The sequence below is a fragment of the Arthrobacter sp. 10T413_2 genome (assembly GCF_056394205.1).
Window position 1 is genome coordinate 1 of the sequence record NZ_JBFTHK010000134.1, and the last position, 11,864, is coordinate 11,864.

An 11,864-nucleotide genomic window follows, 5' to 3' on the forward strand; every position below is an offset into this window, starting at 1 on the left:
GCCAGGCACAACATGAGGCCGTACATTCCTGCGCCCAGGACCACGGAGCGCAGCCGCAGTTCGCGCCGCCGGGCCGAGGTGACGGCTCCGGCCAGCGCCCCGAGCGCCACGAGCGTATTGAGCAGGCCATAGCCGCCGGCACCGGCGTCGTACACGTGGTCGGCAAACGCGGCCAGCAGCACCGGCAGGCTCATCGCGAACACCGCGATGAACCCGGCCATCAGCCAAGGCCAGTATATGGTGGGCTTGCTCAGCGCATAGTTCAGCCCTTCCCTCAGCATGCCCCGCCGCTTGGCGACCGGGCTGCTGACATGCAGCTGGTCCTTCCGCAGGCTCAGCAGCATGGACACAGTGAAGCAGCAGGCCACGGCGTTGGCGGCAAAGGCCCAGCCCGCACCGACGGCGGTCAGCAGGATCCCGGCGATGGCAGGACCGATCAGTCCGCCGAGCTGGAAGATCGTGGAGTTCACGCTGATTGCGTTGCGCAGGTAGCGGGGACCCACGAGTTCATTGACGAAGACCTGACGGGCCGGCTGGTCCAGCACCGTCACGAGGCCCAGGACCAGCGCGATCGCGTAAACGTGCCCGACCTCGATCCGCTGGCTGAGGGCCAGCGCGGCGAGCGTCGCCGCCAACAGGGCGGCGACGGACTGGCACAGCATGAGGATCTTCCGCTTCGCGAAGCGGTCCGCCATCATACCGGCCCACGGCCCGAGGCACAGGGACGGCAGGAACTGCAAGGCCACGGTGATCCCGACGGCGGTGACGGACCCGGAGAGCTGGAGCACCAGCCAGTCCTGGGCGATCCGCTGCATCCAGAGCGCGATCACGGCAATGAAATGGCCGATCGCGAAGATGCGGAAATTACGGACCTTCAGGGAGATGAACGTGTGGCGCCACGGCAGGCGCTCGTTGACGACGGCGATTGGTTGGGTGATGGTGTCCGGCAGGGCGGCTGCGTTAGCCTCGAGCGGCGGAGGGGGTGCCACGGCAAGTCCTCAAAAGAGCGGGTGAGCGGGATGGACTTAACGCTAGGCTGGCCCCAGAAGATTATGGAAGCCTATTCAGCGCATAACTAGCATTACAAAACGCAATGCAATGTTCGCAATGCACGCTTCGCGCCGCCCGATCCGGGAGACCAACATGTTCGAACCCGCCCAGCTCCGCTCCTTCCTGGCCGTGGCTGAAACCCTGAGTTTCACGAAGGCCGCGGAACGCCTCGGCCTGGCGCAGCCCACCGTCAGCCAGCACGTCCGCAAACTGGAGACCGCCGCCAAGCGCGTGCTGATCGCCCGGGACACCCGCGATGTGCGGCTGACGGACAACGGCGATGCCATGGCCGGGTTTGCCCGGAGCATCCTCGCCGCGCACGACGCCGCCGCCCGTTACTTCTCAGGATCGGCCATGCGCGGGCGCCTGCGTTTCGGCACGGCCGACGACCTCGCCATCACCGGGCTACCCCGCATCCTCCGGGAGTTCCGCCAGATCTATCCGCAGATCAACCTCGAGCTCACGGTGGGCCAGAGCGACCAGCTCTACAAGCGCCTCAACGCGGGGCAGCTGGACCTGGTCTTTGTGAAGTGGGTGGCGGGGGCCAAAGACGGAACCGTGGTCCAGCAGGACGCCTTTGCCTGGGTGGGGCTGGAGCAGACCGTGCTGGATCCGGCCGATCCGGTGCCGCTGATCGCCTACCCCTCCCCCAGCCTGAGCCGGAAGCTCGCGATCGACGCTCTTGAGGCCACCGGCCGGACCTGGCGGATCACCTGCACCACTCGGCAGATCAGCGGCGTGCTGGCCGCCGTCCGGGCCGGCATCGGGGTGGCMGTGATGCCCTCCTCGCTGGTCCCGGAGGACCTGAAGATCATTACCCGCCGCTTCGATCTGCCGCCTGTGGGCGACGTCGATTTTACCCTGATCCGCAATCCGCTGGCCAATACGGAGGTAATCGATGCGCTCACCCAGGCGATCGTGGGCCGGACTTTGAAGCGCTCGGCCTGAGGCGCGGGCGGGCCGCCGGCCCGTCCACGGCATCGAGGCCACGGCATCTGGTCCGCTGCACCTGTGGGCGCGGTACTTACCTGACAGACCACGCAAGTAGCGAGGAGTACTTACTTGACCATTGAACGGTGCAGGTACTTCATCTATCCTGACACTACTCAAGATTAACCGTCCGAGGTCAAGCAGAGGCCCACGACAACGATTCGAAAACACGAACGCTGTCCGTCGCTGATGCCGTGTGGCTGGCGCCGAGCGTTCGGGATAGGCCGACAATGATGCCAGCCATAAACCGCCCCCGTCTGTCCGTACCGGCCGCCGCCCACGCGACTACGGCCGCCCGTCCGGCAACGTCCCCGGTGCGCCACGGCGCCACGATTCAGCACTCCGCTACCACTCAGTACTCCAGCTTTGGCCGCCGGGGAATTCGCCCGGCCACCTTGGCGGAGTCCGATTTTGTTGCCAGCCCGTACTGCGAACGCTGCGGCACGGACGAATTCATCTACTTGGAGACCTTCATCCCGGCCACGCACCGCCGGGACGGCTCGGTCAGCAAGCTCGGCGAGGTCACCTACTTCTGCTCCGGCTGCGATGACTTCTCCGCCCACGCGGTCCCGGCCTCGTGGGTGCCGCCAGGCTGGTACTTCGGCTAGGCTGCTCAGCGCTTAACGCAGTCGCCGCCGCGCCTCACCCAACGGTGCTGCACGGCGGCGACGGCATTTTAGCACGCCCGGTCTAGAGTTCTGGCACCCTCGGGCTAAATCAGGGCATCCGAGATGTGGTTCGGGGTGCCGAATCGGTGCGCTGTGATGCTGATGGCCTGCTCGTGCAGGAACGGCAGCAGTTCCACGCGTCCGGCTTCGGTGACCGGGTGGAAGTAGACCGCCAGGTCCGGGCGGCCTCCGGTGGCCTCGGCGAGTGCCTTGGCGTTCCCGCCGATCAGCCGGATCCGGGCGCCGGACAGCTTGCCTGCCGCGGCGAGCGTGCCGGCGGAAGCCAGCCAGTCGGCGTCGTTCTCCACGGTGACGGCGATGCCGAGTCCGGACAGGACGGCGCGCAGCTGGGCGGGCAGTTCGACGGCGGTGGAGACCGTGAGGGCGGACCCGGCGAGGACACCGGCGGCGACGGTCCGGACGAGGCCGGCGAGCGGTTCGCCTTCGGCGAGGCGGACCGTGACGGGCAGGGTGCGGTAGCGGAAGACGTTGCGTTCGGCGCTCAGGCCCGACACGTCCTTGGCGGTGCCGAATTCCTCGGCCCAGGCTCGGGCATCGGAAGCCAGGGCGCGCTGCAGCGGCGCGATCTCGTCGGCTGTCAGGAAGCCCTTGGCCGCGTCTTCGATCCGGCGGACTCCCGTGTGGGCGGGGGCAGCGGCCGGGGTGACGGCGGCGGCGCTGGGCTTGCTGGCCCATTCGCCGAGGCCGACGAGGTAGTTCGGGCCGCCGGCCTTGGTGCCGGCGCCGACGGCGGATTTCTTCCAGCCGCCGAACGGCTGGCGCTGGACGATCGCTCCGGTGATGCCGCGGTTGACGTAGAGGTTTCCGGCCTGGATGGTGTCCAGCCAGAGGCCGAGCTCCTCGCTGTTCAGGGAGTGCAGGCCCGCGGTGAGGCCGTAGTCGATCTGGTTCTGGATCGCGATGGCCTCCTCCAGGGTCTCCGCCGTCATGACGCCCAGGACGGGCCCAAAGAATTCGGTGAGGTGGAAGTAGGATCCGCGCCGGACGCCCGAGCGCACGCCGGGGCTCCAGAGTTTGCCGGTGGCGTCCAGCTTCCGGGGTTCCACGGCCCAGGTTTCACCCTCGCCGAGGGTCGTGAGCGCGTTGAGGAGCTTGCCGCCGGCGGGCTCGATGATCGGACCCATCTGGGTCGCCGGGTCCTCCGGGTAGCCGACCTTCAGCGAGGTGACGGCGTCGATCAGCTGGTTGTGGAACCGCTTCGACGTGGCAACGGAACCKACCAGGATCACGAGCGAGGCGGCGGAGCACTTCTGGCCGGCGTGGCCGAACGCGGAGTAGGCCACGTCCTTGGCCGCAAGGTCCAGGTCCGCGCTCGGGGTGACGATGATGGCGTTCTTGCCGCTGGTCTCGGCCAGGAGCGGCAGGTCCTTGCGGAAGGACCGGAACAGCTCGGCGGTCTCGTAGCCGCCGGTCAGGATGACGCGGTCCACGGCCGGGTGCGAGATCAGCTGCCGGCCGAGTTCCCGCTCGCCCAGCTGCACCATGGTCAGGACGTCCCGCGGGACACCGGCCTCCCACAGAGCCTCGATCATCACGGCACCGCTGCGGCGGGCCTGCTTGGCGGCCTTGATCACGACGGCGGATCCGGCGGCGAGGGCGGCCAGGGTGGAGCCGGCCGGGATGGCGACCGGGAAGTTCCACGGCGGGGTCACKACGGTKAGCTTGGACGGGACGAAGGTGGCGCCGTCGACGTCGTCGAGCTTGCGGGCCGATTCGGCGTAGTAGTGCGCGAAGTCGACGGCCTCGCTGACCTCGGGGTCGCCCTGGTCGATCGTCTTGCCGGTCTCGGATGCCATGACCTCGAGGAGGTCGGCGCGGCGGGCCTCGAGKACGTCGCCGGCCCGGTGCAGKACTTCGGCGCGCTCGGCGCCGGAGAGCGCGCCCCAGGCCTTGCCCTTTTCGACGGCGGTGGCKATGACCGCGTTCAGGGTGGCCTCGTCGTTGATCGTGGCGGCCTCGACGGCGGCGTTGCCCAGCGTGGAACTTGCCACGCGGCCCAGGATGGCGCGGCCCCAGTCGCGGTTGGCGGGCAGCGAGGGATCGGTGTCCGGGGTGTTCTCGAACGCATCGTGCGGCAGCGGCTCGGCCGGGAGGGCGCGGTTCTGCCGGCGGTTCGGCGGCGGAACCTCGTCGTCGAGCTTGGCAAGGGAGGCGAGGAAGCGCTGCTTCTCACGCTCGAACAGGGATTCGTTTTCGCTGAGTTCGAAGACGGCGGACATGAAGTTGTCCTGGCTGGCGCCCTCTTCGAGGCGGCGGATCAGGTAAKCGATCGCGACGTCGAACTCGGCCGGGTGGACCACGGGGGTGTAGAGCAGGAGCGAGCCAACGTCCTTCTTGACGGCTTCCGCCTGGCCCTGCGCCATGCCGAGCAGCATCTCGAACTCGATACTCTGCTCTGCGGTATCCGCGATGCCGCGCTGCTTGGCCAGCAGCCAGGCGAAGGCGATATCGAAGAGGTTGTGGCCGGCGACGCCGATCCGGATGTTGCGGATCCGGTCCGGGTGCAGCGAGTAGTTGATGACGCGCTTGTAGTTCGTGTCCGAATCCTGCTTGGTGTTCCAGGTGGCGAGCGGCCAGTCGTGCAGGGAGGCTTCCACCTGCTCCATCGGCAGGTTGGCACCCTTGACGACGCGGACCTTGATCGCGGCGCCACCCTCGGCGCGGCGGGCTGCCGCCCAGTCCTGCAGGCGGATCATGGCGGCAACGGCGTCGGGCAGGTAGGCCTGGAGCACGATGCCGGCCTCGAGGTTCTTGAACTCGGGCTTGTCCAGGATCCGGGTGAAGACCGCGATGGTCATGTCCAGGTCCTTGTATTCCTCCATGTCCAGATTGATGAACTTGGCCTTCTGTCCGCCGGCGGCAAACGACGCCGCGCGGGTGAAGAGCGGGGTCAGCTTCTCCACGACGTGCTCCACGGCCTCATCGAACGCCCACGCGGAGTGCGGGGCCACCGTGGAGGAGACCTTGATCGAGACGTAATCGACGTCCGGGCGGGACAGCAGGGCATGAGTGCCCTCGAGCCGGCGGGAAGCCTCGTGTTCGCCGAGGACCGCTTCGCCGAGGAGGTTGACGTTGAGCTTGATGCCGTCCCTGCGAATCTTGGCGATGGCCGGGCCGAGCTTGGCGTCCGTGGCGTCGACGATGAGGTGGCCGACCATTTCACGGAGCACGCGACGGGCCACMGGGATGACCACCTGGGGCAGGACCGGGGCCATGGTGCCGCCGAGGCGGACGGCGCTGCGCATGTACCAGGGCAGGAACGCCGGGACCTTGGGGGCCAGGGCTGCGAGGTTGCGGGCGGCGACCTGCAGGTCTTCCGGACGGACGACGCCGTCGACGAATCCGACCGTGMAGTCCAGGCCGTTCGGGTCTTTCAGGACTCCGGCGAGCTGCTCGGCCGAGGCGTCGACGGGAACCTTGGCGGCTTCGGTGAGCCAGTGGCGCACCAGCGCGATGGTGTCCTCGGCCAGGGCTGCGGCTTCAAGGACCGTCGAGCCTTCCGAAACAGCGGCGTGCGCGGCTTCGTTGCCCGCGGCGTTGCTGGTGGTCGCGCCGGACTCAGTGGAGATGTTGGTCATGGCTGAAACTCGTTCTTTCTCAAAATGTGGACCTCTTATGAATCAGTATGCGACCGGATTTTCATAAGATAAAGCGATGTTTTCTGAGCAATAMCAGTTAGAAAAACCGAACCTTAAAACCCTGTTGCGCTATCACTTATGGCCCTTAAGACCTGGGGATGGGAGYCATAAGTGATAGCGCAACGGGAGGTGGGGCGGCTACGCCAGRGGGCGGTGCATCTCCACGATTTCTTCGTGCCGAGGGCTGTCCGGGTTCATTAGCGAGTTCTTGCGGCCGTAGGTGAAGTAGATGATCAGGCCGACCACGAGCCAGACGCCGAACCGCAGCCAGGTCTCCCAGTGCAGCTGGAACATCAGGAACAGCGAGGCGAACACGCCGAACGCTGGAACGAAGGGCATCAGCGGCAGGCGGAAGGTCCGTKGGGCCTCAGGCTTCCTGTAGCGGAACACGATCACCGATGTGCAGACGACGACGAACGCGGCCAGAATGCCGATGTTGGTCAGGTCCGCCACGGCCTTGATCGGGAGGATGCCGGCCAGGATGGCGGAGGCGGCGCCGGCGATCCAGGTCACACGCTGCGGCGTGCCGTGCCGGTCCGTCTTGGCGAACCAGCCCGGCAGGAGGCCGTCGCGGCTCATCGAGAACCAGACGCGGGTGACGCCGAGGAGGAAGGTCAGCATTACGGTGAGGATGGACAGGACCKCGAACACGGAGATGATCGTTGCGATCACCGGCAGTCCGACGCTGTTGAAGGCGGAGGCGAAGCCGGCCTTGGGGTCGATTTCCGTGTAGTGCTGCATTCCGGTGAGCACCAGGGTGGCGGCGACGTAGAGCAGCATGGCGATGATCAGCGAGTAGATGATCGCCTTCGGCATGTGCTTCTTGCCGTCCGTAGCCTCCTCCGCCGCGGTGCTCATGGCGTCGTAGCCGAACACGGCGAAGAACACGGTGGCGGAGCCGGCCACCACGGGGCCGAAGCCGCTGGGCATGAAGGGGTCGTAGTTTTTGGTGTTGATGTAGAAAATGCCCAGGCCGATGATGAACAGGATCAGGACCACCTTGATGGCTACGGCTACCAGCTCGAAGCGCCCAAAGGTCTTCGTCCCGCGGGAGAGGATCCAGGTCACCAGCAGGCAGACGAGGATGGCGGGAAGGTTGATAATGCCGCCCGTTCCCTCATCCGGCGTCGCTGTCATCCAGGCGGGCATATGGATGCCAATGCCGGACAGGAAGGCATCGAAGTAGCCCGAGATGCCGATGGCCACCACGGCCACGATCGCGATGTACTCCAGCAGCAGGTCCCACCCGATGAACCAGCCGATCACCTCGCCGAGGGCAACGTAGCCGTAGGTATATGCCGAGCCGGCGCGCGGGATCATGCCGGCGAATTCGGCGTAGGACAGTGCCGCGGCAGCGGATGCCAGTCCCGCGATCAGGAACGATACGAGCACCGCCGGGCCGACGCCGGGCTCGCTCGCACTGCCGTGGGCCACAAGGCCCGCCAGCGAGAAGATGCCGACGCCGATAATACCGCCGACGCCGATGGCCGTCAGCTGCCAGAGCCCCAGGCTCCTGTGCAATCCGCTGTGTTTGTTTTCTTCTTCAATGTCGTCGATGGGCTTGCGCCGCATGATCGACCGCGCCAAATCTTGTGTAGCCACCAGGGCCTCCTAATTTAGGTGTGATGCCCATCAATCCACCCTGTGATGGGGGTAACCGAGCGACAACAGTATGCAAGCCCGATTGCATTAGATAAAGTGAATTCTCTTAACTAATAACCATTAGAATTCCCAAAGGATTACCGATGCTCGACGTCCGGCGTTTGCGACTGCTGCGCGAACTGAAGATCCGGGGCACACTGGCCGAAGTGGCCGAAGCGCTCCAGTACAGCCCATCGTCAGTTTCCCAGCAACTGGCCCTCCTTGAGAAGGAGGCCGGGGTGGAACTCCTCCGGAAAACCGGCCGCCGGGTGCAGCTAACCCCCCAGGCCGAAGTCCTCGTAGCCCATACGTCCCAGCTTCTGGAGACCCTGGAGCAGGCCGAGGCGGACCTGGCAGCGTCCCTGACCACGGTCACCGGCACCGTGYGGATCGCCGTGTTCCAGTCCGCCGCACTGGCCCTCATGCCGGGCACCCTGACCCGGATGACCTCCAGCTACCCGGAGGTCAGGGTAGAGATGACCCAGCGGGAACCGGAGACGGCCCTCCACGAGACGTGGGCTCGCGACTTCGACCTCGTGATCGCCGAACAGTATCCGGGCCACGCCGCCCCACACTACGCCGAACTGGACCGCGTGGCCCTGACCAAGGACGCCATTCGGCTGGCCGTTCCGCCCTCCTCGCCGGGGCGCACCGCCATCAGGACGCTGGCGGATACCGCGGGGCTGCCCTGGGTGATGGAACCCCGCGGGGCGGCCTCCCGGCACTGGGCCGAGCAGGCGTGCCGGAGCGCCGGATTTGAGCCCGATGTCCGMTTCGAAACCGCCGACCTGCAGGCCCAGATCCGGCTGATCGAATCCGGAAATGCGGTGGCCCTGATGCCGGACCTCGTGTGGACCGGCCGCGGCACCAGCGCRCAGCTCCTGGACCTGCCAGGGAATCCGCACCGCACGGTGTTCACCTCGGTGCGGCGCTCCAGCGCCAAACGGCCGGCCCTGCTCGCCGCACGGGAAATCCTGGCGGCGACGGCGGCATCCATCGTTCCGGCGGCGGCCGCCGGCACGCTGGACCCGGMCCCGGCGGACCGGCCTGCCTGACCGGAGGGGTGTGCAGTGGGCCACAGCGCCGGCGTCGGCCCCGCGTTAGACTGGTKACGTTATGAATCGCACAATGTTCAAATCCAAGATCCACCGCGCGACGGTCACGCACGCGGACCTTCACTATGTCGGTTCCGTCACCGTGGACCTGGATCTGCTGGAGGCCGCCGACATCCTCCCCGGTGAGCTCGTGGCGATCGTGGACGTCACCAACGGCGCCCGGCTCGAGACCTACACGATTGCCGGCGAACGAGGGTCCGGAGTGATCGGCATAAACGGCGCCGCCGCCCACCTGATGCATGAGAACGACATCGTCATCCTCATCACCTACGCCCAGATGACCACGGACGAGGCAAAGGCGTACAACCCCAAGGTGGTCCACGTGGATCAGGACAACAAGATTGTCCAGATCGGCAACGACCCCGCAGAGGGCATGACGCCGGGMCTCCTGCGCCCGCCGCACTCGCTGAACAACGCAGCGCTGAACTAAGAATCGCCGCCTTCGGGCGTAATAGGGCGGTCCGCAGAATAAAGCTGATTACTCTGGAACGGTGACCTTCGCCCGCCGCTCTTCCGCCCCGCCGCGGAGGGCCGCGTGCTAGGGGTTCTGGCAGGCTTCTTCGTCGTCTGGTCCATCATCCTGGTCGGCATGTTCGTAGGCCGGCGCAACATCCTGGGCGAGAACGCCCGCTCCGTCCTCAGCGCCCTGACCTTCTTTGTCGCGAGCCCCGCCCTGCTCTTCGAGACGCTCAGCAAGGCGAAACTGCACGACGTCTTTGCCGCACCGCTGCTCGTGACGGCAGTTGGAGCCCTGACGACGGCGGTGCTGTTCTTTGGCATTGTGCGCTTCGCGCTCAAACGCCCGGTCCCGGAAGCCCTCATCTCCTCCATGAGCGCGTCGCTGGCCAACTCCGCCAACCTCGGCATTCCCATCGCCGTCTTCGTGCTCGGAGACGCGAGCTACGTGGCGCCCCTGCTCATCTTCCAGCTGGCCTTTTTCACCCCCATGTTCCTCATGGCGCTGGATGCCACCACCAGCTCGCACCGCACCACGCCGCTGACGTTCCTGCTCATGATCCTGCGGAACCCGATGATCGTGGGGTCCGCGCTGGGCCTCGTGGTGGCCGGGGCCGGCTGGCAGGTGCCGCCGCTGCTCATGGAGCCCATCCACCTGATCGGCGGTGCCGCCATCCCGGCCATGCTGATCGCGTTCGGCATGAGCCTGAACGGATCCCGGCCGTTGCATCCGGCCACCGGGCGCCGACTGGACACCCTATTGGCGAGCTTCTTCAAGCTCGTTGTCCACCCGCTGGTGGCCTACCTGTTTGCCCGCTTTGCCCTCGGCATGCAGGAGCAGGCATTGTTCGCCGCCGTCGTCACGGCAGCCCTGCCCACGGCGCAAAACGTGTTTGTCGCGGCCAGCCGTTACCGCACCGGCGTCACGGTAGCAAAAGACACGGTGCTGATCACTACCGTAGTAGCTGTGCCGGCCATGATCGGCGTGGCCCTGCTGCTGGCCTGACCCGCCTGGTCTTGCCCGGCTGGGCGAGCCGGCACCAATCACCGAGGAGGACCCTTGAATACAACCCTGGACACGGTCGTCATCGGCGGCGGCGCGATGGGCTCCGCCACCGCCTGGGCGCTGGCCCGGCGCGGCCGGGATGTGACCTTGCTGGAGCAGTTCGGGCCCGGCCACCGCAACGGCGCCTCCCACGGCACCACCCGGAACTTCAACCCCGGCTACGCGGATCCGGACTACGTCGCCATGCTGGCCGAGTCCGTGCGGCTGTGGAACGAGCTCGAAGCGGACAGCGGCGAGCGCCTGCTGGCCCGGACCGGCGTCGTGAACCACGGCCCCGATCCGCGGCTGCCCGAGATCCGGAGCGCCCTGCTCGCCGCCGGGCTCCGCGCGGAGTTCCTCACCGTCGAGGATGCCGCAGAGCGCTGGCGGGGCATCMGGTTCGACCAGCGTGTCCTGCACATGGCGGATGGCGGCCAGCTGAACCCGGACGCCGCGTTGCCGGCGATGCAGCGCCTCGCCGCCGGCCTCGGCGCCGAGATCCGCCATCACGTGAAGGTCCTGGAGCTGAAAGTGCTCGACGACGGCGTCCGGCTCACGCTCGAGTCCGGCGGCGTGACGGAGGTGCTTTCCGCGCGGCAGGCCGTGGTCACCGCCGGCGGCTGGACCACCAAGTTGCTCGCCGGTGTGGCCCCCGTGCCCCGGCTGACCGTCACCCAGGAGCAGCCCGCGCATTTCGCCGTCACGGATCCCKGCGCCCAGTGGCCGGGGTTMAACCATATGCCCGGCCACGGGGATGGCTACCGGTACTGGCGTTCGCCGGTTTACGGCATGCACACGCCGGGCGAGGGCATCAAGGCCGGATGGCACGGGGCGGGTCCCGTGGTGGACCCGGACAACCGGTCCTTCGCGGCGGAGCCCGAACAGCGGGCGGCCCTGCAGCGGTATGCCCGGGAGTGGCTGCCCGGGGTCGACGCCGACGCCCTCGCCGACGTCAGTTGCACCTACACGACTACCGTGGATGAGAACTTTGTCCTGGACAGGATCGGCCCGGTGGTCATTGGCGCCGGCTTCTCCGGCCACGGGTTCAAGTTCACGACGTCCGTCGGCCGGATCCTGGCCGACCTCGCGACCGGMGACGGCGGCGCGCCGGCCATCTTCTCGGCATCCCGGCCGCGGGTGCGCTGACTCCAGCGGGGGCGAATCGACGTTCTGCCCGGCCCTGCACGAAGCAACGCCCGGTGMGCCGGTAGGCTGGGACCGGTCTTGAACAGCCCCGCGG

At 67.1% G+C, this 11,864-nt stretch carries 9 protein-coding genes; 6 read left to right on the forward strand and 3 right to left on the reverse strand.

What is annotated here, in order from left to right:
* Positions 1–989, reverse strand: a 989-nt coding sequence (locus tag AC1DBQ_RS17330) for an MFS transporter (protein WP_476929694.1), incomplete at its 3' end; no start/stop codon positions are given.
* Positions 990–1,143: 154 nt separating this feature from the next.
* Between AC1DBQ_RS17330 and AC1DBQ_RS17335 the strand changes: the two genes are divergently transcribed.
* Together AC1DBQ_RS17335 and AC1DBQ_RS17340 are read left to right on the forward strand one after the other, a co-directional pair.
* Positions 1,144–1,998, forward strand: coding sequence for a LysR substrate-binding domain-containing protein (locus AC1DBQ_RS17335; protein WP_476929695.1), 855 nt, complete (start codon positions 1,144–1,146; stop codon positions 1,996–1,998).
* Positions 1,999–2,273: 275 nt separating this feature from the next.
* Positions 2,274–2,648, forward strand: coding sequence for a hypothetical protein (locus AC1DBQ_RS17340; RefSeq protein ID WP_476929696.1), 375 nt, complete (start codon positions 2,274–2,276; stop codon positions 2,646–2,648).
* Positions 2,649–2,752: 104 nt separating this feature from the next.
* On the opposite strand, the gene AC1DBQ_RS17345 is transcribed toward AC1DBQ_RS17340, so the two are convergent.
* Together AC1DBQ_RS17345 and AC1DBQ_RS17350 are read right to left on the reverse strand one after the other, a co-directional pair.
* A complete protein-coding gene (locus AC1DBQ_RS17345; protein WP_476929697.1) occupies positions 2,753–6,307 on the reverse strand; it encodes a bifunctional proline dehydrogenase/L-glutamate gamma-semialdehyde dehydrogenase in 3,555 nt (1,184 codons plus the stop codon).
* Positions 6,308–6,505: 198 nt separating this feature from the next.
* Entirely contained in the window at positions 6,506–7,939 is a 1,434-nt protein-coding gene (locus tag AC1DBQ_RS17350) for an amino acid permease (protein WP_476929701.1), read from the reverse strand.
* Positions 7,940–8,112: 173 nt separating this feature from the next.
* On the opposite strand from AC1DBQ_RS17350, the gene AC1DBQ_RS17355 reads away from it, so the two are divergent.
* The 4 genes from AC1DBQ_RS17355 (at position 8,113) to AC1DBQ_RS17370 (ending at position 11,770) form a co-directional block, all read left to right on the forward strand.
* Entirely contained in the window at positions 8,113–9,063 is a 951-nt protein-coding gene (locus AC1DBQ_RS17355) for a LysR family transcriptional regulator (RefSeq protein ID WP_476929698.1), read from the forward strand.
* Positions 9,064–9,124: 61 nt separating this feature from the next.
* Positions 9,125–9,553, forward strand: coding sequence for an aspartate 1-decarboxylase (panD, locus tag AC1DBQ_RS17360; protein WP_202615903.1), 429 nt, complete (start codon positions 9,125–9,127; stop codon positions 9,551–9,553).
* Positions 9,554–9,658: 105 nt separating this feature from the next.
* Positions 9,659–10,585: an AEC family transporter gene (locus AC1DBQ_RS17365; RefSeq protein ID WP_476929699.1), complete on the forward strand. Its 927-nt coding sequence runs from the start codon at positions 9,659–9,661 to the stop codon at positions 10,583–10,585.
* 54 nt (positions 10,586–10,639) lie between these two features.
* Entirely contained in the window at positions 10,640–11,770 is a 1,131-nt protein-coding gene (locus tag AC1DBQ_RS17370; RefSeq protein WP_476929700.1) for an FAD-dependent oxidoreductase, read from the forward strand.
* Positions 11,771–11,864: the final 94 nt, after the last annotated feature.